The 23,995-nt window shown below is 64.5% G+C and carries 28 protein-coding genes; 20 read left to right on the forward strand and 8 right to left on the reverse strand.

Annotation, left to right across the window (positions count from 1 at the left end; translation table 11 throughout):
- Window positions 1-4 precede the first annotated feature (4 nt).
- From ACXJ1Z_RS11420 to ACXJ1Z_RS11450, 7 genes are all read left to right on the forward strand, one after another.
- On the forward strand, window positions 5-1,381 hold the full coding sequence (locus ACXJ1Z_RS11420; RefSeq protein WP_463776769.1) for a Coenzyme F420 hydrogenase/dehydrogenase, beta subunit C-terminal domain: 1,377 nt from the start codon (window positions 5-7) through the stop codon (window positions 1,379-1,381).
- A 61-nt stretch (window positions 1,382-1,442) separates the two neighbouring features.
- Window positions 1,443-1,844, forward strand: coding sequence for a VOC family protein (locus tag ACXJ1Z_RS11425; RefSeq protein WP_463776770.1), 402 nt, complete (start codon window positions 1,443-1,445; stop codon window positions 1,842-1,844).
- A 110-nt stretch (window positions 1,845-1,954) separates the two neighbouring features.
- Window positions 1,955-2,827, forward strand: coding sequence for a dienelactone hydrolase family protein (locus ACXJ1Z_RS11430; protein ID WP_463776772.1), 873 nt, complete (start codon window positions 1,955-1,957; stop codon window positions 2,825-2,827).
- Window positions 2,827-3,159, forward strand: a complete 333-nt coding sequence (locus tag ACXJ1Z_RS11435; RefSeq protein ID WP_463776773.1) for a hypothetical protein — start codon at window positions 2,827-2,829, stop codon at window positions 3,157-3,159. The genes ACXJ1Z_RS11430 and ACXJ1Z_RS11435 overlap by 1 nt, the downstream gene beginning before the upstream one ends.
- 81 nt (window positions 3,160-3,240) lie before the next feature.
- Window positions 3,241-4,224: an SPFH domain-containing protein gene (locus tag ACXJ1Z_RS11440; protein ID WP_463776775.1), complete on the forward strand. Its 984-nt coding sequence runs from the start codon at window positions 3,241-3,243 to the stop codon at window positions 4,222-4,224.
- A gap of 5 nt (window positions 4,225-4,229) precedes the next feature.
- Complete coding sequence (locus tag ACXJ1Z_RS11445; protein ID WP_463776776.1) at window positions 4,230-4,670, forward strand: NfeD family protein; 441 nt, start codon at window positions 4,230-4,232, stop codon at window positions 4,668-4,670.
- Window positions 4,671-4,793: 123 nt separating this feature from the next.
- The gene (locus tag ACXJ1Z_RS11450; protein WP_463776778.1) at window positions 4,794-5,357 is read left to right on the forward strand and encodes a DUF4142 domain-containing protein; all 564 of its coding nucleotides are present in this window, start codon (window positions 4,794-4,796) and stop codon (window positions 5,355-5,357) included.
- 99 nt (window positions 5,358-5,456) lie between these two features.
- On the opposite strand, the gene ACXJ1Z_RS11455 is transcribed toward ACXJ1Z_RS11450, so the two are convergent.
- From ACXJ1Z_RS11455 to ccmA, 7 genes are all read right to left on the reverse strand, one after another.
- A complete protein-coding gene (locus ACXJ1Z_RS11455) occupies window positions 5,457-5,903 on the reverse strand; it encodes a hypothetical protein (protein ID WP_463776779.1) in 447 nt (148 codons plus the stop codon).
- A 205-nt stretch (window positions 5,904-6,108) separates the two neighbouring features.
- Window positions 6,109-6,693, reverse strand: a complete 585-nt coding sequence (locus ACXJ1Z_RS11460) for a DUF1989 domain-containing protein (protein ID WP_463776781.1) — start codon at window positions 6,691-6,693, stop codon at window positions 6,109-6,111.
- Window positions 6,690-7,403 carry a guanitoxin biosynthesis heme-dependent pre-guanitoxin N-hydroxylase GntA gene (gene gntA / locus ACXJ1Z_RS11465; RefSeq protein WP_463776782.1) on the reverse strand — a complete coding sequence of 238 codons (714 nt, stop codon included), beginning with the start codon at window positions 7,401-7,403 and terminating at the stop codon, window positions 6,690-6,692. Before gntA ends, ACXJ1Z_RS11460 begins: the two co-directional genes overlap by 4 nt.
- Window positions 7,404-7,580: 177 nt before the next feature.
- Entirely contained in the window at window positions 7,581-8,207 is a 627-nt protein-coding gene (locus ACXJ1Z_RS11470) for a carboxymuconolactone decarboxylase family protein (RefSeq protein ID WP_463776784.1), read from the reverse strand.
- 68 nt (window positions 8,208-8,275) lie between these two features.
- Window positions 8,276-9,421 carry a sulfotransferase family protein gene (locus ACXJ1Z_RS11475; protein WP_463776785.1) on the reverse strand — a complete coding sequence of 382 codons (1,146 nt, stop codon included), beginning with the start codon at window positions 9,419-9,421 and terminating at the stop codon, window positions 8,276-8,278.
- A 90-nt stretch (window positions 9,422-9,511) separates the two neighbouring features.
- The gene (locus ACXJ1Z_RS11480; protein WP_463776787.1) at window positions 9,512-10,171 is read right to left on the reverse strand and encodes a heme exporter protein CcmB; all 660 of its coding nucleotides are present in this window, start codon (window positions 10,169-10,171) and stop codon (window positions 9,512-9,514) included.
- On the reverse strand, window positions 10,168-10,758 hold the full coding sequence (ccmA, locus tag ACXJ1Z_RS11485; protein ID WP_463776788.1) for a heme ABC exporter ATP-binding protein CcmA: 591 nt from the start codon (window positions 10,756-10,758) through the stop codon (window positions 10,168-10,170). The genes ACXJ1Z_RS11480 and ccmA overlap by 4 nt, the downstream gene beginning before the upstream one ends.
- A gap of 65 nt (window positions 10,759-10,823) precedes the next feature.
- Between ccmA and ACXJ1Z_RS11490 the strand changes: the two genes are divergently transcribed.
- On the forward strand, window positions 10,824-11,114 hold the full coding sequence (locus ACXJ1Z_RS11490; RefSeq protein WP_463776789.1) for a 4a-hydroxytetrahydrobiopterin dehydratase: 291 nt from the start codon (window positions 10,824-10,826) through the stop codon (window positions 11,112-11,114).
- A gap of 3 nt (window positions 11,115-11,117) precedes the next feature.
- Here the strand turns inward: ACXJ1Z_RS11490 and ACXJ1Z_RS11495 are convergent, their stop codons facing one another.
- Window positions 11,118-11,735 (reverse strand): DNA-3-methyladenine glycosylase family protein, encoded by a 618-nt coding sequence (locus ACXJ1Z_RS11495; protein WP_463776791.1) that lies wholly within the window; start codon window positions 11,733-11,735, stop codon window positions 11,118-11,120.
- A 121-nt stretch (window positions 11,736-11,856) separates the two neighbouring features.
- Here ACXJ1Z_RS11495 and ACXJ1Z_RS11500 point away from each other — a divergent pair, with 121 nt between their 5' ends.
- From ACXJ1Z_RS11500 to murD, 12 genes are all read left to right on the forward strand, one after another.
- Window positions 11,857-12,174, forward strand: a complete 318-nt coding sequence (locus ACXJ1Z_RS11500; RefSeq protein WP_463776792.1) for a 2Fe-2S iron-sulfur cluster-binding protein — start codon at window positions 11,857-11,859, stop codon at window positions 12,172-12,174.
- 131 nt (window positions 12,175-12,305) lie between these two features.
- On the forward strand, window positions 12,306-13,304 hold the full coding sequence (locus tag ACXJ1Z_RS11505) for a cysteine synthase A (protein WP_463776793.1): 999 nt from the start codon (window positions 12,306-12,308) through the stop codon (window positions 13,302-13,304).
- Window positions 13,305-13,452: 148 nt separating this feature from the next.
- On the forward strand, window positions 13,453-13,662 hold the full coding sequence (locus ACXJ1Z_RS11510; protein WP_463776795.1) for a hypothetical protein: 210 nt from the start codon (window positions 13,453-13,455) through the stop codon (window positions 13,660-13,662).
- 4 nt (window positions 13,663-13,666) lie between these two features.
- Window positions 13,667-14,377: a DUF4350 domain-containing protein gene (locus ACXJ1Z_RS11515; RefSeq protein ID WP_463776796.1), complete on the forward strand. Its 711-nt coding sequence runs from the start codon at window positions 13,667-13,669 to the stop codon at window positions 14,375-14,377.
- 352 nt (window positions 14,378-14,729) lie between these two features.
- Entirely contained in the window at window positions 14,730-15,227 is a 498-nt protein-coding gene (locus ACXJ1Z_RS11520) for a division/cell wall cluster transcriptional repressor MraZ (RefSeq protein WP_463776797.1), read from the forward strand.
- The gene (gene rsmH / locus ACXJ1Z_RS11525) at window positions 15,224-16,198 is read left to right on the forward strand and encodes a 16S rRNA (cytosine(1402)-N(4))-methyltransferase RsmH (protein ID WP_463776799.1); all 975 of its coding nucleotides are present in this window, start codon (window positions 15,224-15,226) and stop codon (window positions 16,196-16,198) included. Before ACXJ1Z_RS11520 ends, rsmH begins: the two co-directional genes overlap by 4 nt.
- On the forward strand, window positions 16,195-16,734 hold the full coding sequence (locus ACXJ1Z_RS11530; RefSeq protein WP_463776800.1) for a hypothetical protein: 540 nt from the start codon (window positions 16,195-16,197) through the stop codon (window positions 16,732-16,734). The genes rsmH and ACXJ1Z_RS11530 overlap by 4 nt, the downstream gene beginning before the upstream one ends.
- A gap of 114 nt (window positions 16,735-16,848) precedes the next feature.
- Complete coding sequence (locus tag ACXJ1Z_RS11535) at window positions 16,849-18,549, forward strand: peptidoglycan D,D-transpeptidase FtsI family protein (protein ID WP_463781233.1); 1,701 nt, start codon at window positions 16,849-16,851, stop codon at window positions 18,547-18,549.
- Window positions 18,546-20,024 carry a UDP-N-acetylmuramoyl-L-alanyl-D-glutamate--2,6-diaminopimelate ligase gene (locus tag ACXJ1Z_RS11540; protein ID WP_463776801.1) on the forward strand — a complete coding sequence of 493 codons (1,479 nt, stop codon included), beginning with the start codon at window positions 18,546-18,548 and terminating at the stop codon, window positions 20,022-20,024. The genes ACXJ1Z_RS11535 and ACXJ1Z_RS11540 overlap by 4 nt, the downstream gene beginning before the upstream one ends.
- A gap of 1 nt (window position 20,025) precedes the next feature.
- On the forward strand, window positions 20,026-21,495 hold the full coding sequence (locus ACXJ1Z_RS11545; protein WP_463776803.1) for a UDP-N-acetylmuramoyl-tripeptide--D-alanyl-D-alanine ligase: 1,470 nt from the start codon (window positions 20,026-20,028) through the stop codon (window positions 21,493-21,495).
- A 15-nt stretch (window positions 21,496-21,510) separates the two neighbouring features.
- On the forward strand, window positions 21,511-22,581 hold the full coding sequence (gene mraY, locus ACXJ1Z_RS11550; protein WP_463776804.1) for a phospho-N-acetylmuramoyl-pentapeptide-transferase: 1,071 nt from the start codon (window positions 21,511-21,513) through the stop codon (window positions 22,579-22,581).
- Between the two features lie 9 nt (window positions 22,582-22,590).
- The gene (murD, locus tag ACXJ1Z_RS11555; RefSeq protein WP_463776805.1) at window positions 22,591-23,949 is read left to right on the forward strand and encodes a UDP-N-acetylmuramoyl-L-alanine--D-glutamate ligase; all 1,359 of its coding nucleotides are present in this window, start codon (window positions 22,591-22,593) and stop codon (window positions 23,947-23,949) included.
- The last annotated feature ends 46 nt before the right edge of the window (window positions 23,950-23,995 follow it).

The following is a 23,995-nucleotide window of genomic DNA, read 5'->3' on the forward strand; positions in this document are numbered from 1 at the left end:
CGGCGTGACGCTCTCCCCGCGCGAGATAGTCGGTTCCGGGCTGTGTATAGGCTGCGGTGGCTGCACGACGCTGGATCCGTCGATGAAGATGGGCTGGAATGCCAATGGGCATCTTGAGCCCAAGACGACCGGGTCCATGCCGACGGGGGACGCTTTCGCCGGCATCTGTCCGTTCTCGCCGGTTGCCGCCAACGAGGACGTGATCGCCTCGGACCGCTTTCCCGATGCGCCGCATGGAGACGCCCTGATCGGCCGCTATGCCGGCGCCTATGTCGGACACGTCGATGAGGGCGAGTTCCGTATCGCCGGCAGTTCGGGCGGCATGGTAAGCTGGGTCGCCGCCGAATTGTTGCGCCGTGGCCTGGTCGATGGGGTGGCGCACGTTACCCCGCAATCACGCGACGAGGGCGATGGACGGTTGTTCGGCTATCGCATCTCGCGCTCTGTCGCCGAGCTGCATCAGGGCGCGAAGTCGCGATACTACCCGGTCGAGTTATCGGGCGTGTTGCGCGATATCGCGCGAATGCCCGGGCGTTATGCCGTTGTCGGCATTCCGTGCTTTATCAAGGCGATCAATCTGCTTCGTCGCGAAAATCCAATCATCGCGGAGCGGGTGACGCATACCATCGGTCTGTTCTGCGGGCACATGAAAAGCGCGCAGATGGTCGATAGCTTCGCGGTCCAGCTCGGCGCTGCGCCGCAGGCGGTATCCGCCATCGATTATCGGCTCAAAAACCCCGATCGGCCCGCGAACTGGTACACCGCGCAACTCACCTTGGCGGACGGCTCGACGCGTCAGCAGGACTGGTGGCATCTGGTCGACGGCGATTGGGGTTCGGGGTTCTTCATGAACTCGGCGTGCAATTTCTGCGACGATGTGGTGGCCGAGACCGCCGATATCGCAATGGGAGACGCCTGGGTCGAGCCATATTCCTCGGATGGCAAGGGTACCAACGTCGTTATCGCACGCTCGCCGCTGATGCTCGAACTGGTGCAGACCGGCATTGCCGAGGGACGTTTGCGCTTGAGCGAGGTCGATCATGCCTTCGTCAGGCAAACGCAAGCGGCGGGATTTCGCCAGCGGCGCGAAGGTCTAGCCTATCGGCTCTCGCGCGCCAGGTTGGCGATACAACCGGTCAAGCGCGTGGAGCCATCCACCGCGATCCCGGCCCGGCGCAAGTTGATCTATCGTATGCGCCAGAGCATCGGCAGGGGGAGCCATCGTGCCTTCCGCATGTCGCGCGTACTGCACTGGCCGGGTCTTTACATCGGCTGGGGGCGGGCCGCACTCGCGGCCTATCACGGTTTCGCCTATTCGCGCGGACGGCTGGGCAGGCTGGTGGATCGCTTCATAGATCCCAGCGCGGCGGGACGGGACTAGTCGCCTGCTTGCGTCGCGGTCCAAGCCGCCGCATCATCCCCACAAATGGGAGAGAAAGCCTATGCGGATTAGCGGGATCGATCATGTCAACATCCTGACCAAAGACCTCGATGCCAGCGCTTCGTTCTACGAACAGGTGCTCGGCCTGGAGCGCGGCGACAACAATGCCGTCGCGATGAGTTCTCGCGGCGCGTGGATGCGCGATGCGACAGGCCGCGCGATCGTGCATCTGGTATGGAAGGATCCGGCCTCTGACCGTTACGACGGCTATGATCCCGGCTCTTCGACCAATGCGGTCCACCATGTGGCGTTTCGCTGCGAGGGGTTTCAGGCCATCCGCGACAAGCTTGACGCCTTGGGCGCGCGTTATCGGGTGAATGATCGGCAATATGGCGATGTGCGGCAGATATTCCTAGTTGACCCCGATGCCGTGAATCTCGAACTGAACTTCATGGCGGACTGACCTGCAAGTGCTGAGCCGCTCGCAAATTTCTGGTCGTCAAACCAACGCTGGTCGTCGCGTTCCGACCCGGCTAGATGTCGATGCTGGCATGACGACGGGGGAGTTCGACCATGTGCGACGATTATACCGGGCAGGGCGACGTTAGCCGTGGCACCAAAGGCCTGAGCCGGCGTGAGTTCGCTGCACTGGGCACCGCGGCCGCGTTGGCTGGCTGTGCCGGTGGCGTGGGACAGGCCGGTTCACCCGGCGACCTGACCGAGCGCATGGTCGAGATAACGACCGCTGACGGCATCGCCGACGCATTTTTCGCCCACCCGGCCAAGGGCCTGCATCCCGGCATCGTCATGTGGCCCGACATCGCGGGTCTGCGTGAAGCCAATAAGGTCATGGCGCGGCGGCTTGCGGCGGCGGGATACGCGGTGCTATGCGTGAACCCGTATTATCGGGGCGGCCCGGCACCGATCATGGAAAGCTTCTCGGAATTTCGCACGCCCGAGGGTCAGGCGAAGGTCAAGCCCCTGCGCGCGGCGCTGACGTCGGCGGCGATCACCCGTGATGCGACCGCCTATGTCGGTTTCCTCGATGGTGATGCCGCGGTGGACAAGGCGCGCAAGATCGGCAGCAACGGGTATTGCATGGGCGGGCCATTCACCGTGCGCACCGCCGCTGCGGTTCCCGGGCGTGTCGGCGCGGCCGCTTCGCTTCATGGCGGCGGGCTGGTGACACCGGATCCGGATAGCCCGCATCGGCTCTTGGCGGCCACCCAGGCGTCCTATCTGTTCGCCATCGGCCGCAACGACGATGCACAGGATCCTTCCGTGAAGGACACCTTGCGCCAGGCCGCAGAGGCGGCAAAACGTCCGGCCGAGATCGAAGTTTATGCGGCCGATCATGGCTGGACGGTGCCGGATTCGCCCGCTTACGATCCGGTCGAAGCCGATCGCGCATGGCAGCGGATGCTCGCGCTTTTCGGGAAACTCTGATGATGCCCGGGACCGACCGGACCTTGCACGTGCTTATCGTCGGGCGGCTCCTCGATCTGGTCGACGAAACCAAGTCGCGCGTGCAAAGCGCCGATACGATCCTTTATGGGGCGACTACGCTGGACGAGGCGCGCAAGACGCTATCGCTCAATCCGATCGACATCATGGTGATCGGTGCCGCGATCGAACTGGCCGAGCGCCTGGCGATCGTGCGCGCCGCCTTCGAGCTTAGCGAACACATCACCGTCCATCTCAAGGACAAGGCGTCGGGACCACCCGGCTTCGTGCCTTTCGTCGAACGCGTGATCGCATCGCGCAGGATGGCGTGCTGAGCAAGGCCAAGACGACACCGGTTTCGCTTGTCGCCGGTCACCCATGGTCTACGATCGGCACCAGCGCATAGGGGTGAAGTCATGGGCAATTTGCTGATCGCACTGGTCGTGGTCGTCGTCGTTTTCCTGGTGATGGGCGTGCGCGTGGTTCGCCAGGGTTACGTCTACACCATCGAGCGGCTGGGCAAGTACACGCTGGCGGCGGAGCCGGGCTTGCACCTCATCATACCGTTCATCGATCGCGTCGGGCGCAAGGTCAACGTGATGGAGCAGGTGCTGGACATTCCCGGCCAGGAAATCATCACGAAGGACAACGCCATGGTGGGCGTGGATGCCGTGGTGTTCTTCCAGGTGCTGGATGCGGGCAAGGCGGCCTATGAAGTGCATACGCTGCAGCCCGCGGTGATGGCCCTGACGACCACCAACCTGCGCACCGTCATGGGATCGATGGACCTCGACGAGACGCTGTCGAAGCGGGACGAGATCAACGCCCGGCTGTTGGTGGTGGTCGATCACGCGACGGCGCCGTGGGGTCTCAAGATTACGCGCGTCGAGATCAAGGATATTCGCCCGCCACTGGATATCTCGAACGCCATGGCTCGCCAGATGAAGGCCGAGCGCGAGAAGCGGGCGGAGATCCTTGAAGCCGAAGGGCGACGCGCTTCGGAGATCCTCAAGGCCGAGGGGCAGAAGCAGTCGCAGATTTTGGCGGCCGAGGGGCGGCGCGAGGCGGCGTTTCGCGACTCCGAGGCTCGGGAACGTGAAGCCGAAGCGGAAGCCAACGCGACGCGTCTGGTCAGCGAAGCGATCGCCCAGTCGGGCGTACAGGCGATCAATTACTTCATCGCCCAGAAATACACCGAGGCGATCGGCAAGTTCGCGACGTCTCCCAACGCAAAGACCATCCTGTTCCCGATCGAAGCGACGCAACTTATCGGAACACTGGGCGGCATCGCGGAACTGGCGAAGGACGCCTTGGGGGCAAACGCAGCCGTTCCGCAACCTTCACCTGCCGCCCCGCGCCGCACCACCGTGCCGCCGGCCGGCCCTGTCGGCGAGGCATGAGGGCGATGCTCGATTTCGAGCCGCATTACACTTGGATGGCGATCGGCCTGGTGCTGGCGGTGGTCGAGATGGCGATACCGGGCGTTTCCCTGATCTGGATGGCCGCTGCGGCTTTGTTGACCGGAGTGCTCACTTGGCTGATCGACATCGGCCTACCCTTGCAGATCATGACCTTCGCGTTGCTGTCGATCCTCGCCGTATTCGTGGGGCGGCGATATCTGGCGCGTCATCCGGTCGTGTCAGCCGATCCGCTGATGAACAGGCGTGGCGCGCAGGCGATCGGTCATAGCGTGGTGGTAACGCAAGCCATCATCGGCGGCTCAGGGCGAGTGCGGCTGGGTGACAGCGAATGGATGGCACGGGGTGAAGATGCCGCGCCGGGGTCTCGGCTTAAGGTGGACGGGGTGGATGGTTCGGTGCTTCTTGTCGGCCCCCCGACGAATTGAAGAAGCGCTGACGGTACAAACGCGATCTTGACCCTGATTCACTAGTGCACGGACTTTAACGGGGCTGCGGAACTTCATTGTCGGTGTGCCGTTTGCGGTGGGACGATTTGAAAAGGACGTTCCATGTTTCGCAAGACTCTGTTCGCAAGCGCGCTGGCGCTGGCAACCATTTCTCCCGCACTCGCCCAGTACGTCGCCGCCCCGGCCGGTTCCTCGATGGCCGGTGTCGCCCCGCTGACCGGCATATCGGCAACCGATTACGTAAAGATGGCTGCCGATGCCGACTTGTTCGAGATGCAATCGAGCCGCTTGGCCCTGACGCGTAGCAAGCGCGATGACGTCAAGGCCTATGCCAAGCAGATGATCGCGGATCATACCACCACCAGCCGGTCGTTGATGGCCGCCCTCAAGAACAACGATCGTACGATCGCGCGTCCTTCGACGCGCTTGTCTGCAGAAAACGCCGCCAAGCTCACGCTGCTGAAGAAGGCGCCGAAGGGCAGCTTCGACGATCTGTACCTGCAGCAGCAGGTCGCAGCGCATCAGACCGCATGGGCGCTGCACAAGGGTTACGCCACCGATGGAACCGACGTTGCGCTCAAGCAGGTCGCAGCCACCGCGGTGCCGGTGATCGAGCGCCACCTGACGCATGCCCAGCAGATGGTTCCGGCTGGTCTGGCTCAGTAAGCAATGCAGGTCGCCGGGCTCTAGCCGGCGGACGTAGTGTAAAAGGCGGTGCCATCAGGTGCCGCCTTTTCACTTGGGGGCATACTAGGTTCTCAGGTGTCAGTCGCCCACATGGCGGGGTGTGAAGGCGTCCCCGGGGAACAATCCTGCCACCATCAACGTAGCACTCAGGGTCGAGATGGTACCCAGCAGATCGCCCACCGCGTCTTCCTGAACCATCAACTCGATCGTCTCGCGCGTCGTTCGCGGACCATGGTCGCGCATCGAGACCACCAGCCCCAGGATGAGCGCCTCGTGTTCCGAAACCCGGTTGCAGGCAAGCGGAGCAAACCCGAACGTCTCCAAGGCATCGCGATTGAACAACAGCATGGTACGGTGAAATGCCTGCAATCCGCCGATCATTCGCCAGCGGGCGAATGCCGGGGCAAGGGCGTGGGCAGGGCAGTTGCGCTGCCCCATCGAGGTTACCCATGCCCGCATCGACCAGACGAGAAAGCGCGCTCCCTCATCGACGGTCTCGAGTTCCCGATCGACAAACTGGTACATCCTGCATCTCCTCAAGTCTTATCAATCGCGAGTCGCAAAAGGGCTTTCATTTGCGAACGATTATCATTAGCGATTGATACGCGGCTGGACCTCGCGGTCAAGCCCTTGCGGATACGGAGCCAGTCATGGGGCGCCGTTTATCCCAAACTCAAGCCGGAGTGTCGTTCCCGACGGCCTCCGGCTTTTTTTGCAAGCCGCCGAAAACCTAGCCTTCGATGCGGTAATCGATGGGTTTGAAGGTGCCGCCGTTGCTCGCATAGGCCGAGCAGGCGGTCAGTCCGATGATCAGGTCACACTCGGCGCGCAGCGTCAGCGAATCGCCGGCAGCACTGACGGGAGGTAGCACGCTGACCTTGCCATGCTGATCGACAGGGACGTTCATGAAGACGTTGAACGCGCAAGGGATGGCGTCAGGCTCGATCCCCCACGGTGCCAGCGCCTCGGCAAGATTGCCGAAGCAGCCGCGATGAACGGGCTTGTCGGGATAGAAATGCCGGAAAGTATCCTCGCTGCATGGGGTGAGCAGGAAGTCGTGGCAGCCGACCGTATCGGCCACGATCGTCATCAGCATGTTCGACCGGTTGGACCACAGGCGATGCCCGGTGGTGAGCCGGATGGTCTCCTCGTAATCGAAGGTGCGGCCATTGCTGATGACTTCACGCGGATCGTCGAGGCTGTACGCCAACAGGTCGGCAACCTGCACCCCTTCGGCATCGATCACGGTAAGTGTCTGGCCTGCACGTAGCTCGAAGCCGGCCGCCGATCGCGGTGCAATCCTTTCGATGCTCATCGTGACACGACTTCGGGTTCGTCGCGGGCGATCCGGGAATCCGAGAATGGGCAGCGCCAGCCATCACCGACCAGACGACCGCTGTATTGGGCGGCCTCGCTGCTATCGCCATGGCGCGCCAGCATCGGATTGATCGAGCCCGCCAGCTTCTCGTCGCGCTTCAGGATCGTCTCACGGATGTTCTCGTACTTGCCCTGATCACGCAAGGTTTCGAATTGATCGTGCAGGTTGAATACCAGAACGGGCCGCTCGAAGCGCCGCGCCGGCCGGCTGGCTTCGGGATGCATGCCGACGACGAAAAAACCCTCGCCGCCGAAGCTGAGCGAGAAGTGCGGGCTTTCGGGATCGTTGCTGACGCGCGCGTCATAAGGCTGTTGCAGCCACGCGTCCTTATCCGACAGCGACTGGATGCGCTGCCACATCGACTCTTCGAACTGCTGTTCCGAAATCGGATCGGGGCGGGCGAAGATGAAGGCGATGCTGCGAAACAGGCCCGGCTCGTCGCCATAGTCGAACGCCCATTCGAGCAGTTCGCGGTGGATCCGGACGTCGTCCCAGCCGCTCTCGATCGACCAGCAGACCACGGTCTTGAGCGTTCCATGCGCAAGCGCCGACTTGGCACCGACGCATGGAAATCCCTTGTCCTTGACGAAATCCTCAAAAGCGCCGCGCCATTTCTGCGCCTCGGTCGCCGTAATCTGTGGGCTCATGTTCTTAACATCAATCAAGTTGTCACCGGATTGTGCTCCGGCTGCAGGCATTGAATGATGATAAGGCTTTAATGTTCCGCGATCTGCCCTTTGGTCCCCTCTACAAGCGGGTTATAACGGCACATCTTGGCCGTGATTGCTCGATGACAAACCGCGGATACTGTATGGATGCTTCGTTCAGCTTCCGCGATAGTCGAACCCGCCCTTGGGTTGAATCTTGAGCGAATTGAGCTGCATGGCGCCCAGTACATAGCAGCCCACCAGCAACGGCAGTTCCAGCATCTGCTCTTCGGTGTAGGTCTTGGTGAGCGCGTCCCAGGTCGCATCGGCGATGCAATAGTCGGCCATCTGCTCTTCCACCGCACGCAGCAGCGCGGCCTCGTGCTCGGTCCAGCCCGGAGCGTCCGAGCCTTGCGTGACCCGTTCGATATCCTCGATGGTCAGCCCGAAGTGCTTGCCGATGTCGACATGCTCGCACCATTCGAAGGGCGCGCGGGCGAGCCAGGCGATGCGCAGCACGGCAAGCTCGCGATCGCGGCCGGGGATGGCGCCTTTCGCCAGCTCGATGCCCAGCACCATCTGGCCCTTGAACATGCCGGGGTGGCGCAGCTGGATCAGGCTGACGTCGGGGAACGGCCGCTCGCTGGGAATGCTGAAGGCGGCGCGGATGTGGTCGACCTGCTCCTGCCCCGCCGGCGTGACCTCGTCGAGACTGAGCGGCGCATAGCGTGGGCCGCCGGTGATGACCTGCGCTTCGCGTGCCGCGGTGTCGAACTCGTACTTGCCGGTGATGGGCTGGGTCATGCGCGTTCCTCGTCCTTCATGTGTACTTTGGGGATGCCTTAGCCACTCTATTCCCGCGGGCAAGAGGCTCAGGCGGCTTCGCTCCACGGCGCCCAGCGGCGCATGTGCGCGACGTAATCGGCGAACTGCGCGTGGACTTCGCCCGGCTCCAGTCCGAACGAGGCAGGGTCCGGCTTGGCCGCGCGTTCGCGCTCGTCGTTGTGGGCCCACCAGCGCGTCATCGCCGCGGCGAATCGTGGCGAGACCGGCTCGCCCAGCCAGTTGTAGAGCCTACGCACTTGCGCGATCGGATCCTGCTGCATCGCCTTGAAGTGGATGTCGCAGAACCGCGCGTCGTTGTCGCCCTGCTCGCGGAAGCGGATCGCGCGGCGCATGCCTTCCGACCAGCTGCGCAGGTTCAGTTCGCCGATCCAGCCCCGATCGAGCGTGTCGGTGAACTTGCCCATGATCTGCGCATAGACGTCGCAGACCGACAGCAGCACGTCGCCGGGATCACGATGGGTCATGACGAAGCGGGCATCCGGGTAGATGGCGTTCAGCGCGTCGAGATAGAGCAGGTGCGTCGGCGCCTTGAGCCGCCAGGGCCGGGTCGGTTGGCGCCACTGCAGCAGTTTGAGCGCGCGCTTGTGGTAGGCATACGTCGCGGTCAGGTCGGCATCGAGGAGCCACGCGGCGTAAGTCGGCACTCTCGCAAAGGCGAGGAAGATCTGGCTCGTCATGTTGAGCGCCATCAGGTCCTGGCATTCCATCGCGCCGTCGATGCCGGTGGGCGTGCGCGTGCTGTTCGCCAGTTCGTCCTCGATCGCGCCGGCCGATCCATCGCGGCGAGCGTCGTCCCCGCAGACGGTGCCGGGCGGGGGGCACGGCTGGGCACTTTCCCACACTCGCAAATATCTGACCGCCGGGTCGCTCGATAGCAGGAACGACAAGGCCGACGAGCCTGTGCGCGGCAGGCTGACGCCGAACAGCGGTTTCGCGATGATTTCTTCATCGATCTCGGGATGGCGGCGATACCAGTCCTCTATCTGCAGGCGCTGTTCCAGATGCAGGACGATGCGTTCATGCACGGCATGCTCACCCGATGGGTTGAGCCTCGCTTCATCGCCGAGCGAACGGGTCAGGATCTCCAGTCCCTGGCGGAAATCGTCGCCGCCAAAATCGTCGAGACCGGTCCTCGACCGTGCTTTGTCGATGAGATCGCCTGTGCTCGCCATTGGTGCTCTCCCGTCCAGTTGTCTGGTTCTGGCGGGCACTATGCGGCTCGCGGGCGCCGGCGCCAACCGCCCCGACGATCAAGCCGCCGGTCAGTCGCGGGCGGCGCGTATGGCGGCCCCTCCGGCAAAAGGTGCTATGGCCATGAGGACAAGGCTGACCGCGGCGGTGAGGGCCAGCCCGCTCTCGCCACCGGTGGAAAGACTGCCGGCACCGAAGATCAGCAGCGGCACGCCCAGCGGGATGATCAGCAGTCCGCCAAGCGCGGCGCCGCCGCGCAGGCCCGCGGTGATGGCCGCCACGGCCACGCCCAGTGCCGCGAGGCCCGGGGTTCCGGCCAGCAATCCAAGCTCGACGGTTCTCAGGCTTGCCCCCGATAGACCGAGCATGCCGGCGGCGGGCACCGCGGCGAGCAGCAGCGGTGGGCCAAAGCTTACCCAGTGCGCAAGTACGCGCACGGCGATAACCGCTTCCTCGCTGACGCCCCGCAAGGCCCATTGATCGAACATGCCGCGTTCAAGATCGGGCTCGACCAGGCGATCGAGCGGGAGGATCGCCGCCAGCAATGCAGCGACCCACAGGACCCCCCCGCCGGTGCGCGCCAGTAACGCGGCATCTGGACCCACCGCGAACGGATAGATCATCGCCACGGCCAGGAAGAACAGCACCGGCAGCACCGCCCCACCGCCTTGTGCGGACCCGAACAGACGGACGAGATCGCGCCTGAACAAAGCGAGCAACGGGCCGATCATGCCAGGTGATCCGACAATGCCAGCTGGCGCATACCAGGCAGGCAGAAGGGTTGATGCGACGCGATCATGGCGATGCCGCCGACGGCACAGTGCGCGGCCGTCAATCGCTCGATCAGCCGCACCGCCTCTACGTCCAGGCCATTGAGCGGTTCATCGAGCAGCCAGATGTCCGCGTTTTGGGCCATCAACCGCGCCATCGCGGCGCGCTTGCGTTGTCCTGTCGAGAGGTAGCGGACCGGAACGTCGAGCAGGGTACTCAGGCCTAGCATTTCGAGCGGAGCCGAACCGCCGCGATCAAGACGCTTCCAGAACGCCAGCGCTCGGCCAAGGGGCAGTTCGGGATCGAGCCCCGGTCGCTCGTCGACAAGCCCGACTTCGCCCTCGCGGTCGATATGGCCGGCAAAGGCGGGCGCGAGGCCCGCAGCTATGCGCAACAGGCTCGATTTGCCGATCCCGTTGGGGCCGGTCACCTGCAGGGCCTCGCCCGCGTTCAGGGTGAAGGAGATGCCGCGAAACAGCACGCGATCGCCGCGCCGGCACGCGAGGTCGTTGGCGGTGAAACGCGCCTTGGTGGGTGCCCCTTGCATGGTTCGCGGGGATAGGGGATGTCGCGGCGACTGCCAACTGGACTGGACCGGCGAGGAGAGCTGTGATGGCGATTGCCCGATTGACCGACATCGAACGTGACGCGGCGCTCGGTGCGCTGCCGCAATGGTGCTTGCGCGCGGATGGACTGGCGATCGAGCGCAAGCTGCGCTTTAGTGACTTTGGCGAGGCCTTCGCCTTCATGACCCGCGTGGCCATCGAAGCCGAGAAGACGGATCACCATCCCGAGTGGTTCAACGTCTATAACCGTGTGGAGATCACCTTGACGACGCACGATGCCGGTGGCCTCAGCGCGCGTGACGTGGCGCTTGCGACGTTCATCGACGCGATCGGCTAGGCGTCACAGCGCGGGGTTGTCATAGCAGTGCCAGGTGAAGATCGCCGCCGCGCCGCGGTGTGGTCGCCACGCTTCCGCGAGCAGGCGCGTCTCCTTCTCCGTCGGGCGCGCGTCAAGATCCAGGATCTTGTGCAGACCGGCCTGCACCGCCAGGTCGCCCGCGGGCCAGATGTCCGGTCTTCCCTCGGCGAACAGCAGGTAGATCTCGGCAGACCATCGGCCGATGCCCTTGATCGTCACCAGCTTCGCGATCGCTTCTTCATCGTCCTGCGGAAGGTTGTCGAGATCGAGCGAGCCTGCCACGACCAGTTCGCATAACGATCGGACATATCCCTGCTTCTGTCGTGACAGGCCGCAACCCCGCAGCGCGTCGAACTCTGCCGCCAGCAGCAAGTCGGGCGAGATCGCAGGGCCGAGCAGCGCTTCAAGCTTGGCCCACACTGCCGCCGCCGAGGCGACGCTGACCTGCTGGCCGACGATCGTGCGCAGCAAGGTGGCATAGCCTGTCTCACGGATGCGCGGCTCTGGATAACCCACCCGTTCGATCGCTCGAGCCAGGCCCGGTTCGATCGCGGCGATATGGTCGAGCCCCGCGCGCAGCGCATCCATCTGCAGTCCCATGATTCGATTGCCTTGCCAAAGAATTTGGCACCCACTAGCAGCCTTGATCGAAGGCTTGTATAGCGGCCTTGTGATACAGCATATATCATATCTATGTCGGTCAACTTGAACGGGAAGCAACATGCCGCAGATCACTGTCGTCAATCAGTCTGGTGAAGAATCGACCGTCGAGGCAAGCGAGGGCCGCACGCTGATGGAGGTGCTTCGCGATAGCGGTTTCGACGAACTGCTGGCCCTTTGTGGCGGCTGCTGCTCGTGCGCGACCTGTCATGTGCACATCGATGCCGAACATTTTGCCAAACTGCCTCCGATCAGCCCGGACGAGAATGACCTCCTGGATAGCTCCGAGCACCGCAACGAGCTCTCGCGTCTGTCGTGCCAGGTACCGATTACCGACGATCTTGATGGCTCAAAGGTCACGATCGCACAGGAAGACTGATTGTCGCGGCGGCACCGCCCGCTCCGGCATAGGAGGGGGCGACCGCCAGCGGGGTTGGCCGCCACAAGCAACCGCCGGGCGCATTCGCAAAAGCGTTTGCGCCCGGCGGTACGACTTCCTACCTGCCGCATATGAACGCGCCCCATGCTCGCCACTCTTCCCTCGACCTGATCGGCAACACGCCGCTCGTTCTGCTCAAGGGGCCCAGCGAGGCTGCCGGGTGTGAAGTCTGGGGCAAGTGTGAGTTCGCCAATCCGGGCGCATCGGTAAAGGATCGTGCGGCACTCTGGATCGTGCGTGACGCCGAAGAGAAGGGCCTGATCCAGCCGGGCGGAACGATCGTCGAGGGTACGGCGGGCAACACCGGGATCGGGCTGGCGCTCGTCGCAAACGCCCTGGGCTATCAGACCGTCATCGTCATGCCCGAAACCCAGTCGCGCGAGAAGATGGACACGCTGCGTGCCCTCGGGGCCGAGCTGGTGCTGGTGCCGGCGGCACCGTTCTCCAACCCCGGCCACTTCGTCCACACCTCGCGCCGCCTGGCCGAGGAGACGCGAGGTGCGATCTGGGCCAACCAGTTCGACAACATCGCCAACCGCAAGGCGCATATCGAGAGCACCGCGCCCGAGATCTGGGAGCAGATGGGTGGGCGTATCGACGGCTTCACCTGCGCGGCCGGAACCGGGGGCACAATCGCTGGCGTCGGCATGGGCCTCAAGGCTTTCGACGAAAACGTCACGATCGCCCTGACCGATCCGCATGGCGCCGCGCTCTACAACTACTACGCCTGCGGTGAACTGCATGCCGAGGGTTCGTCGGTTGCAGAAGGTATCGGGCAGGGGCGGATCACCGCCAACCTTGAGGGCGCGCCGATAGACACGCAGTTCCGGATCTCGGACGAAGAGGGAATGGTCTGGGTGGAGAGGCTTTTGGCGGAAGAAGGCCTATGCCTGGGCATGTCGTCCGGGATCAACGTCGCGGGTGCGGTTGCCTTGGGGCGGCAGCTCGGGCCGGATGCCCGGGTCGCGACGATCCTTTGCGATACCGGCTTTCGATACCTGTCGTCGCTCTATAATCGCGAGTGGCTCGAGGCGAAGGGCCTCCCGGTCTTCCCTTGGCTGAAACGATAAGCTAAACACGTCGCCGATGGCAGGAAACGTTCCGCCCCGCATTGTCGAGCCGATCACGACACCCCAGCACTTTGCGCCACCCACGGCGCGAGAGATGCGCGCACAGGCAATTCATCGCCTGCAAGTGGGCCTTTGTGGCTTGTGTGCGATGCTGTTGATCGTGGGTCTCGCCAACATCATCATGGATCGCGCAAGGCTGAGCGACACCAAGGAGCCTGTGGAGAAGGTCGTGGCCGTCGATGCCGAGCCCAAGAAGCCGGCCAGCGAGCCTCTTGCCGACATCGGCGTGGTCCCGGCGGCCGACCCGACGCCGGGCGTAGGCGGTTTGGCGCAACCGACGGGCGCCGCACTTCCCTGACATCGTGATCCGCGCCGGCTTGGCCTTGCTGGTGATGGTGCTGAGCGCATGTGCGCCCGCGCCGCCAGTCGTTCCCGAGCGACTGATCGGCTTGTCGACAAGCTTGCCGCTGATCTGGCGGGAGGCTGGGGATATTCGGGGCCAGCTTGCCAATGCGGGCGGTCCGCACTGGTCGATGCGTGTCCTCGGATCTCGCGGCCGGGTCGTTGCGCTCGACACTTTGGCAGGCCCGAAGGGCGCGTTGCCGCTGCCCCGCGATGCCTTGCTGGTGCTGATACAGCCGCAGCCGTTGATGCCCGAAGAAAACGTCGCGCTGGACGCATGGGTACGTTCGGGAGGCCGATTGCTGCTGTTCGCGGACCCCATGCTGACCACTCACTCAGACTATGCCCTGGGAGATCCGCGTGGTCCGCAAAGAACGGCGATGCTGTCGCCTATCCTGGAGCATTGGGGATTGCGCTTGCAGTTCGATGCGGACCAGACGCCTGGTGAGCGGATCGTCGATGCCGATGGTTTTGCGCTCCCCGTGGATATGGCGGGTCGCTGGGCGAGAGTGCCCGGGGCGCACTGCTCGATTCTTGCCACCGCCGTTATCGCCGTCTGCCGTGTCGGACGCGGGCGAGTCATCGCGGTTGGGGATGCTTCGGTGTTTGATGGGGATGAGACGGGACGCGCGGCCTCCGTGACCGCCTTGCTGCGCCGTTTGACCTCCTGAACGCCTGCGCCTTCCTGCGCCATTGGGGATGGTGCGGGACTTTTTGGTCTCTAAGCGTCTTCTATGGAAAATCCTTTTAGATCAGTGCATCCTCGGGCGTAATCTAGACGCGTGGGCAGGCTTCCCGCGTGTGGTTGTTGTAGGCACTCAACAATCAACAGCTTTCGGCCCGGCTATCCCCACTTTTCCCTTTCCGGCCCGTCAGGGACGAGTTAGAAGATCGATCAATCGGAATGACAGAATCCCTGCGGCGACCATGGTCGCGGCCACCCTCTCGCGCATCTGCGCGATGCGGGGCGCGGAGGTGCTGTGGTTTTTCGAACGGGGCTTTTTAGGGAATTGAGCAGCACAGATGGCGGGGCAGCCAATCTATCGGGGACAGGGCTTTTCGCTTCGCCGCGACAAGAACCGCTTCGTGCTGCCCAACCTGTTTCGTGGCGCAGTCCGCGAATCGAGCAACGGTCAGGTCCTTTGCCTCGCCAAGCACGAAAGCTGGAACTGCCTGGTCGGCTATGGCCTCTCGCGCACGTACGAGTTCGAGACCATCATCGAGCAGGAGCGCGAGTTCGCGATGAAGGCAGGTCTTCCGTTCGATCGCGATATGAAGGCGATGACGCTCTACAACTATCACGAGATCCCGTTCGACGGTTCCGGACGGTTCGTCCTGCCCGAGGATCTCGCGACTCTCGCCGAGGTGGATGATCAGCTCTATTTCCAGGGCGCAGGGCAGTACTTCTTCGTGTTCGCGCCCGACGCTCTGGCGGCGATGACCGAGCCCCAGTTCAAGGGCGCGCAAGTGTCCTGCGCAAGCCTCGCCAAAGCGGAAATCAAGAAGGCGGCCGGCAAGTGAGCGCCGAGATCGCACCCGCCCCGCACATTCCGGTTCTCCTCGAAGAAGTAATCGCCGCTCTGCGTCCCGCCCCGGGCGCGGTCATCGTCGATGCCACTTTCGGGGCGGGCGGATATACCCGCCGGCTGCTCGATGCGGGGGCCACCGTGCATGCCTTCGATCGGGACCCCGATGCGATCGCGGCCGTACGGGCCAATCCCGAAGGCTGGCCCGAAGCACACGAGGAAGAGCCGCGCCTCGTGCTGCACCCGCGGCGCTTTTCCGAAATGGTGGAAAGCCTCGCTGAGCTGGGGATAGCGCGGGTCGACGGCATTGCGATGGACATCGGAGTGTCGTCCATGCAGCTCGACCAGCCCGAGCGGGGCTTCGCATTCTCCACCAACGGCCCGCTCGACATGCGCATGAGCCAGGAGGGTGAATCCGCGTCCGACTTCCTGAACACCGCGGATGAGGGGCGCATCGCCGATGTGCTCTATCTCTACGCCGAAGAGCGTCAGTCGCGCCGGGTGGCCCGTGCTATCGTCGCCGCGCGCCCGTTGTCGACGACGGCGGATCTGGCGCGCGTGGTCCGCAGGGCGCTGGGCTATCATGCCGGTGCGCCCAAGGATCCGGCGACCCGCAGCTTCCAGGCTATCCGCATTCACGTGAACGGCGAGCTCGACGAGCTCGACGCCGGCCTGGTCGCTGCCGAGGCGCTGCTGAAGGCAGAGGGTCGACTGGCGGTAGTCTCATTCCATTCGCTCGAGGACCGCGTCGTGAAGCAGTTCCTGCGCGAGGCCAGCGGTGCGACCGCATCGACGTCGCGCCATGTGCCCCAGGCCGCGCCGAGTGACGCACCGACATTCGCCAAAGTGTCGAAGGCGATCCGACCCAGCGAGGCCGAGGTCGCGGTCAACCCACGTTCCCGTTCCGCAACACTGCGCAGCGCATCACGCACCGAAGCTCCCGCCCGCCCGAGGAAGTCCGCATGAACCTGACACGCGATCGCGTCCATTCGATCGGCTGGATGACCGTGCTGCTGGTATGCGGCGCGCTCAGCCTCGCGCTGATGCTGCGGGTCAACGCGGTGAAGAGCCGGGTCGCGATGTCGGAAAAGCACATCGTCTATCTCAAGCGGGACATCGATTTTCTGCAGACGGAGTTCCAGACCCGCTCGAACCAGCAGCAGCTGAAGACGCTGAACGACGTCGAGTTCGGCTACGAGGCGCCGCGCGCCGGCCAGTACATCGAGGGTGAGCGGCAGTTGGCAGCCTTGGGCAAGGCGCCGGCTCCGGGTGCGCCATCGCCGATCCGCTACGCCAATGCCGAAGACACGACGACGCCGGGCGAGGGTGGTGGAGCGCAATTGCTCGCGATGGTTTCGCCGATCGGCGGAGTGGTGGCTGGTGAAGAGAAGGCAACGGCTAAAACCGCAGCCGACGATGGAGAGGCAAAGGCGCTGGCCCGCGACGCGCATAATCTCGGCAAGCGACTGGCGCGCATCGAAGTCGCGTCGGACGCGCAGTAAGTGGCCACGCGCGCGATCTATCCTGCCGGGCTACCATCCAGCCGTGCCATACCGGCTCGCGCGCCGACGGCGCCGCGCCTGGCATTCTCGAACCCGGAACCGGTCGCCCCGGTGGTGCCGCTCTCGACCGGCCGTCATCGGGTCGTCAACGTGCGGCAAAAGGCCCTGGTCGTCGCCAAGTGGCGCGCCTTGTGGGTCCTGGTCGGCTTCGCGCTGCTGGGCATTTGCGCGATCGTGAGGCTCGTGTTTCTCGGTCTGACCGGCGGGACGGGGCAGAGCGGCAACATCGCCAACCTGCTGATGCCGTCACGCGGCGTGATCGTCGATCGCAACGGAACGCCCCTGGCGCGCGATTTCCATGTCTATTCGCTGTGGTTCAACCCCAAGGCGATGACCGACGGGCCGCCGCTGGTGGGCAAGCCTGCCGACATCGCGGCCAAGCTGCAGGCGATCTTCCCCGATCTGGACGTGCGCAAGACCACCGCCATGCTGGCGTCTGGGCAACCTGGTTACCTGCGCAAGTCGATCCTGCCCGAAGAAGCGAATCGCGTTCATTCGATCGGCGAGCCTGCGCTGGAATTTCCGCAGGAGACCGCCAGGTTCTATCCCCAGGGGTCGACCGCAGCGCATATCCTCGGCTTCGTCGACTCGTACGGCAACGGCAAGGTCGGCATGGAGGAGGCTTTCGACGCCCGCCTCAAGTCGACCGAGGGCCGCGCGACGCCGATGGCGCTGTCCATCGATGTGCGTGTGCAGGGTGCGCTCGAGGATGAGCTGGGTCGTGGCATCGCGCTTTCCAACGCGAAGGGTGCCGCTGGCGTCGTGCTCGATGTCGAAACGGGCGAAGTGCTTGCCCTCGCTTCGCTGCCGACGTTCGATCCGAACAAAATCGACAAGGCCAACACCCCCAATATCTTCAACCGCGTAACCAACCAGGTTTACGAGCTGGGCTCCACCTTCAAGCCGATCACGGTCGCCGCGGCGCTCGACGCGGGCACCATCACCAACCTCGGTCGCCGCTGGCCGGCGGCACCGCTCCACGTCGCCGGTTTCACGATTCACGACAGCCACGGCATGGGCGCCTCGCTCAACGTCCCGGAAACGCTCATCCATTCGTCAAACGTCGTCACGGCGCAGATCGCGGATGAACTGGGCGGCGTCAGGCTGAAGAAGACGATGGAATCGCTGCACATGAACGCGCGGCCCCAGATCGAACTGCCCGCGCGCGGCTTCCCGATCTGGCCGTCGGGTGTGTGGCCGCGACTGCGCACGATGACCGTATCCTACGGGCACGGCATCGCGGTGACCCCGCTGCACCTCGCCTCCGCCTACGCCGCGCTCGTCAACGGCGGGATCTGGCGTCCGGCCACGCTGAACAAACTCGCGCCGGGCCAGATTCCTCGGGGCGAGCGCGTGTTCACCGCAGCGACCAGCGCCCGTATGCGCCAGTTGCTGCGCATGATCGTATCCTATGGCACCGGCCGCAAGGCCGATGCGCCGGGCTTCCGCGTCGGTGGCAAGACCGGATCGGCCGAAAAGCCGGGTGCCGGCGGCTATCAGCATCACTCGCTGATCGCGACGTTCGCCTCCGCCTTCCCGATGGATCACCCCCGCTATGTCGTAATCGCGATGATCGACGAGCCTCAGGGCACGGCCGCGACATCGTTCCAGCGCACCGCCGCCTGGAATGCCGCCCCCGTGATCAGCCGGGTGGTGCCGCGCATCGGTCCGCTGCTGGGGATCATGCCTGACGAAACGCGCGATATCGACATCTCGGACCTCAAGCCCCTCGTTCCCGCAGGGGCCAGCGAGTGAAGCTGTCGACCCTCGCCGGCGCGGCCGGGCTTGCGATGCCCGCAGGTGAAGACGCCCACGTCACGGGCTTTGCGATCGATCATCGCAAGGTCGCGCCCGGGACCGTGTTTGGTGCGTTCAGAGGCGCGCGCGTCGATGGTCAAGGCTTCATTCCGGCAGCAATCGAAGCGGGCGCGATCGCGATCGTTGCGCAGCCAGAAGCGCAAGTCGACGGTGCTGTTCACTTTGTCGATGCAGAGCCACGCCGCGCGTTCGCATGCCTGGCGGCTGCGTTCTTCACCCCGGTTCCGGAAACCCTGGTGGCCGTCACCGGCACCAACGGCAAGACCTCGACCGTGGAGCTCACGCGGCAGCTGTGGCGCATGAGCGGTCAGCGTGCCGCCTCGATCGGCACCCTTGGCGTCACCACCAGCGACGAGAGCGTTGCGACGGGACTGACCAGTCCGGATATCGTCACGTTTCTGGCGAACCTCAGCGGCCTTGCGCGCGAAGGCATCACGCATCTCGCGTTCGAAGCCTCGAGCCATGGCCTGTCGCAGTTCCGCAGCGAGGGGCCGCGGGTGGCGGCGGCTGCATTCACCAATCTGAGCCGGGACCATCTCGATTACCACGCGACGATGGAGGACTACTTCGCCGCCAAGATGCGGTTGTTCGATGAAGTCGTCGCAGCGGACGGAACGGCCGTGGTCTGGGCGGATGACGACTGGTCCGAGGAGGCCATCGCGCATGCCCGCAAACGCGCCGTCAAACTGTTCACCGTAGGCACGAACGGGTCCGACTTGCGCCTGCGCTCACGCACGCCGACGGCTCTGGGCCAGACGTTGCTGGTCGAATATCTCGGCATGTCGGTGAAGATCGAACTGCCGCTCATCGGGGCGTATCAGGCGGCCAACGCGCTCGTCGCGGCGGGCCTGGTGCTGGCGACGGGCGGTGCTCCGGCGCAGACGTTCGATGCGATGAAGCGCCTCCAGACCGTGCGCGGTCGCCTGGAGCGCGCCGCCGTTTCGGCCAAGGGCACGCCGATCTATGTCGACTATGCGCACACGCCGGATGCGCTCGAAGCCGCCATTGCGGCCCTGCGCCCCCATGCGAAGGGGCGCGTCATCGTCGTGTTCGGCGCGGGCGGTGACCGCGACCAGGGCAAGCGACCACAAATGGGCGAAGTGGCCTGCCGCCATGCGGACTTGGTGATTGTGACCGACGACAACCCGCGCGGCGAAGATTCCGCCGCGATCCGAGCCATGGTGCTCGCCGGGTGCGTCGATGGGACAAAGGAAATCGGAGATCGTCGTGACGCCATCGAGGCGGCGATCGTCGAGGCCGGTGGCGGGGACATCGTCCTCGTCGCCGGCAAGGGGCACGAACAGGGGCAAGTGGTGGGCAGCGGCGCGCAAGCGCGCGTGCTGCCGTTCGATGACGTAACCGTCGCCAGGGAATTGTCCGGCGCGAGTTCTATCCCTTTGGGAGACAGATAAGATGAATGCCATTGCCCGTATCCTCGATTGGCCCCTCGACGCCGCTGACGAGAACCCGCTCGCCCTGTGGGACTCATGCAGCCTCGCGCGTGCGGTGCGCGGCACGGCGAGTGCCGACTTCCTGGCCTCGGGCGTGGAGATCGACAGTCGCGACGTGCAGCCCGGCGACGTGTTCTTCGCCTTGAAGGGGGAGAGCATGGACGGTCATCGGTTTGTCGACATGGCCTTTGCCAAAGGCGCTGCCGCTGTCGTGGTGGATCGACCGGTTGCCGGCCCGCATATCCTGGTGAAGGACACGACCGAGGCCCTCGTGCGTCTGGGCGCCGCCGCACGGGCGCGCAGTCGTGGTCGCATCGTCGGTGTCACCGGTTCGGTCGGCAAGACAGGTGTAAAGGAATCCATCTTCGCGGCGCTCGACCGCGCTTCGCACGGTGATGCGCACCGTTCGGTGAAGAGCTATAACAACCACGTCGGCGTGCCGCTCAGCCTGGCGCGCATGGCAAGCCGCGCCCGGTTCGGCGTGTTCGAGATGGGCATGAACCACGCCGGCGAGATCGCCGCGCTGACCCGCCAGGTGCGACCGGACGTTGCGGTCATCACCACGATCGCACCGGCGCATATCGAGATGCTCGGCTCTGAAGAGGCGATCGCGGATGCCAAGGCGGAAATCTTTGAGGGTCTGGAAGCCGGCGGCGTCGCCGTTATCCCCGCCGACAGCCCCCATTTCGAGCGGCTGCGCGCGGCGGCCGAAGCACTTGGCGTTGCGGTGATCTCGTTTGGCAAGTCTGCGCATGCCAATGTCCGCCTGCTCGACGCCGTGTCCGCCATCGGTGGCGGCTCGCTCGTCACCGCCGACATGGGCGACCGCCGGGTGTGCTACACCGTGGCCGCGCCGGGCGAGCATTGGGTGATCAACTCGCTCGCCGTCATGGCGACCGTTCGTGCCGTCGGGGGTGACCTTGGCGCTGCCGGTGTCGCGCTGGCCGAGATGGAGGGGCTTGCCGGGCGTGGCGCACGCATCGAGATCGACATCGACGACGATGTGCCCCCCGGGCAGGCGCTGCTGATCGACGAAAGTTACAACGCCAATCCCGCATCGATGCGTGCCACCCTGGCGCAGCTCGGCCGCACACCGGCAAAGCGGCGTATCGCGGTGCTGGGTGCGATGAAGGAACTGGGCAGTCATGGCCCTGACTTTCACGCCGCGCTGGCTGCTCCCTTGCGTGAGGCGGGCGTCGATTACGCGGTCCTCGTCGGTCCCGAGATGCAGCCTCTGGTGGACGAATTGGGGAAACCGGTGCCCAACGCGCTTGGCAAACCGACAGCCTTCGCGCATTGCGCTGATGTGGGGGAAGCAACGGACACCCTGCGCGCCTTCGGGCTTGAACGTGACGATGCCATCCTCGTGAAGGGATCGAACTCGGTCGGGCTCGCGTCTTTGGTGTCCGCTCTCAGCAAACGCGAAGGATAGGCGCAAGCCTGAGAGATGCTGTACATCATCGCAGACTGGTTTCACTTCGAGGGGGTATCAAACCTCTTTCGCTACCAGACATTCCGTGCCGGCGCCGCGCTGATGACGGCCCTGATCGTGGGCCTCCTGATCGGTCCGCGCTTCATCAACATGCTACGCATCCGCCAGGGCAAGGGGCAGCCGATCCGCGAGGACGGCCCCCAGACTCATCTCGCCAAGCGCGGTACGCCGACCATGGGCGGGCTGATGATCCTGATCTCGGTCGTGATCTCGATGCTGATGTGGATGGACCTGACCAATCCGTTCGTCTGGGCATGTCTGGCGGTGACCGTCGGTTTCGGCGCGATCGGTTTCCTGGATGACTACGACAAGGTGACCAAGCGCCACCATGCCGGGCTGTCGAGCAGGTTGCGACTGTTGCTCGAGTTCGTGGTTGCCGGCATCGCCGCGTTCATCATCGTGCAGCAGCTGAACACCAATCTCTATGTGCCCTTCCTGACCGGGCGCTACATCCCGCTCGGACCGTTCTACTACATCTTCGCCTCGGTGGTGATCGTAGGCGCGGGTAACGCGGTCAACCTTACGGATGGCCTAGACGGACTGGCGACGATGCCGGTGATCATCGCCGCAGGAACCTTCGCCATCATCGTCTATCTGGCCGGCCGCGTCGATTACGCGACGTACCTCGGCATTCCGCATGTCCCGCGCGCGGGCGATCTGGCGATCCTGTGTACCGCGATCATGGGGGCGGGACTGGCGTTCCTGTGGTTCAACGCGCCGCCCGCGGCCGTCTTCATGGGAGACACGGGCAGTCTGGCCCTGGGCGGGGCGCTGGGCGCCATCGCCGTTGCCGCGCATCACGAGATCGTTCTGGGCATCGTCGGCGGCTTGTTCGTGCTCGAAGCCCTGTCGGTCATCATCCAGGTGTTCTTCTTCAAGCGGACCGGCCGCCGGGTCTTCCGCATGGCACCGATCCATCACCACTTCGAGCAACTCGGCTGGGCCGAGTCGACCGTCGTCATTCGCTTCTGGATCATCTCGATCGTGCTCGCGCTGCTGGGCCTTTCGACGCTGAAGCTGCGATAACGCGCGGCCGTGCTGACTTCGTCTGCCTTCCGTGGAAAGCGCTACGCCGTCCTGGGCCTCGCGCGATCAGGCATGGCCACGGTCGAGACCTTGCTGGCAAGCGGTGCGTATGTGATGGCCTGGGATGCGCGGGAGGAACCCCGCGCGGCGCTGACGGACCGGGTCGAACTGGCCGATCCGCTCAACGCCGATCTGTCGGGCTACGACGGGATCGTCGTATCGCCCGGCATTCCGCTCAACCGCCACCCGATCGTCGAGATCGCCGCGAATGCAGGCGTGCCGCTGGTCGGCGACATCGAACTGTTCGCACAGGCGCGAGCGGACCTGCCGCCGCACAAGGTCGTCGGCATCACCGGAACCAACGGTAAGTCGACAACCACCGCGCTTGTGCACTATTTGCTGGAAAGCGCGGGCGTTCCCAGCCTGATGGGCGGCAACATCGGCTTGCCGATCCTGAGCCAGGAGCCGCTGGCGCCCGGCGGCGTCTATGTGCTGGAACTGTCGAGCTATCAGATCGACCTGACGCAGACGCTGGATTGCGATGTTGCGGCCCTGCTGAACATCACTCCCGATCACCTCGATCGCTACGAGGGCTTCGGCGGCTATGTCAGCGCCAAGGCGCGACTGTTTTCGATGCAGGATGCCGATCACTACGCCGTGTTCGGCATCGGCGACGAGGAAACCACCACCATCGCCGGCATGCAGATGGCGACCCATGCGCAGGATCGTGTGCGCTTCGCCGATGGGCGCGGATTGGCCGAGTTGCAGAAGGACTGGCCATCGCTGCAAGGGCCGCACAACCTGCAGAATGCCGCCGCAGCGGTCGCGATCGTCGAGGCGCTCGGGATCGAGCGCGCGCAGTGGGAAGCGGCGATGCCGCTGTTCCAAGGCCTGCCGCACCGCATGGAACGCGTGGCCGAGGCGGATGGCGTTCTGTTCATCAACGACAGCAAGGCCACCAACCCGGCGTCGACCGCACCGGCGCTGGCTGCGTTCCCACCCCTTAGCGAGGCGCCGGATGCCAAGCCGCGTATCCACTGGATCGTCGGCGGCCTGCCCAAGGGGGACGAGCTGAACGATTGCGTACCGTTCTACGCCAATGTGGCGGCTGCTTACATCATCGGTGATGCCGGGCCCTTGTTCGCCGAACTGCTTGCCCCGCACATGCAGGTCTATCGCAGCGAGATGATGGCCGAGGCCATCCGTGAGGCGATCGCGCATGCCGTGCCGGGCGACGTGGTGATGCTATCGCCCGCCTGCGCCAGCTTCGACCAGTTTCGCGATTACGAAGCCCGGGGGGATGCGTTCCGGCAGATCGTCGCCGCGCTCACCGCGCCGGAATCGGGTAGCGAAGGGGACCATGGCTGATGGCAAGCACCGTCGCCGGTCCTTCCGGAATCAGTCAGATCGCCAC

This window comes from Novosphingobium sp. TK46, from assembly GCF_055361525.1.

Bases quoted from the DNA above. Each gene is read 5' to 3' on its own strand.
- ACXJ1Z_RS11425 (WP_463776770.1), top strand. From the start codon at position 1,443: ATGCGGATTAGCGGGATCGATCATGTCAACATCCTGACCAAAGACCTC.
- ACXJ1Z_RS11430 (WP_463776772.1), top strand. From the start codon at position 1,955: ATGTGCGACGATTATACCGGGCAGGGCGACGTTAGCCGTGGCACCAAA.
- ACXJ1Z_RS11435 (WP_463776773.1), top strand. From the start codon at position 2,827: ATGATGCCCGGGACCGACCGGACCTTGCACGTGCTTATCGTCGGGCGG.
- ACXJ1Z_RS11440 (WP_463776775.1), top strand. From the start codon at position 3,241: ATGGGCAATTTGCTGATCGCACTGGTCGTGGTCGTCGTCGTTTTCCTG.
- ACXJ1Z_RS11445 (WP_463776776.1), top strand. From the start codon at position 4,230: ATGCTCGATTTCGAGCCGCATTACACTTGGATGGCGATCGGCCTGGTG.
- ACXJ1Z_RS11450 (WP_463776778.1), top strand. From the start codon at position 4,794: ATGTTTCGCAAGACTCTGTTCGCAAGCGCGCTGGCGCTGGCAACCATT.
- ACXJ1Z_RS11455 (WP_463776779.1), bottom strand. From the start codon at position 5,903: ATGTACCAGTTTGTCGATCGGGAACTCGAGACCGTCGATGAGGGAGCG.
- ACXJ1Z_RS11460 (WP_463776781.1), bottom strand. From the start codon at position 6,693: ATGAGCATCGAAAGGATTGCACCGCGATCGGCGGCCGGCTTCGAGCTA.
- gntA (WP_463776782.1), bottom strand. From the start codon at position 7,403: ATGAGCCCACAGATTACGGCGACCGAGGCGCAGAAATGGCGCGGCGCT.
- ACXJ1Z_RS11470 (WP_463776784.1), bottom strand. From the start codon at position 8,207: ATGACCCAGCCCATCACCGGCAAGTACGAGTTCGACACCGCGGCACGC.
- ACXJ1Z_RS11475 (WP_463776785.1), bottom strand. From the start codon at position 9,421: ATGGCGAGCACAGGCGATCTCATCGACAAAGCACGGTCGAGGACCGGT.
- ACXJ1Z_RS11480 (WP_463776787.1), bottom strand. From the start codon at position 10,171: ATGATCGGCCCGTTGCTCGCTTTGTTCAGGCGCGATCTCGTCCGTCTG.
- ccmA (WP_463776788.1), bottom strand. From the start codon at position 10,758: ATGCAAGGGGCACCCACCAAGGCGCGTTTCACCGCCAACGACCTCGCG.
- ACXJ1Z_RS11490 (WP_463776789.1), top strand. From the start codon at position 10,824: ATGGCGATTGCCCGATTGACCGACATCGAACGTGACGCGGCGCTCGGT.
- ACXJ1Z_RS11495 (WP_463776791.1), bottom strand. From the start codon at position 11,735: ATGGGACTGCAGATGGATGCGCTGCGCGCGGGGCTCGACCATATCGCC.
- ACXJ1Z_RS11500 (WP_463776792.1), top strand. From the start codon at position 11,857: ATGCCGCAGATCACTGTCGTCAATCAGTCTGGTGAAGAATCGACCGTC.
- ACXJ1Z_RS11505 (WP_463776793.1), top strand. From the start codon at position 12,306: ATGAACGCGCCCCATGCTCGCCACTCTTCCCTCGACCTGATCGGCAAC.
- ACXJ1Z_RS11510 (WP_463776795.1), top strand. From the start codon at position 13,453: ATGCTGTTGATCGTGGGTCTCGCCAACATCATCATGGATCGCGCAAGG.
- ACXJ1Z_RS11520 (WP_463776797.1), top strand. From the start codon at position 14,730: ATGGCGGGGCAGCCAATCTATCGGGGACAGGGCTTTTCGCTTCGCCGC.
- ACXJ1Z_RS11530 (WP_463776800.1), top strand. From the start codon at position 16,195: ATGAACCTGACACGCGATCGCGTCCATTCGATCGGCTGGATGACCGTG.
- ACXJ1Z_RS11545 (WP_463776803.1), top strand. From the start codon at position 20,026: ATGAATGCCATTGCCCGTATCCTCGATTGGCCCCTCGACGCCGCTGAC.
- mraY (WP_463776804.1), top strand. From the start codon at position 21,511: ATGCTGTACATCATCGCAGACTGGTTTCACTTCGAGGGGGTATCAAAC.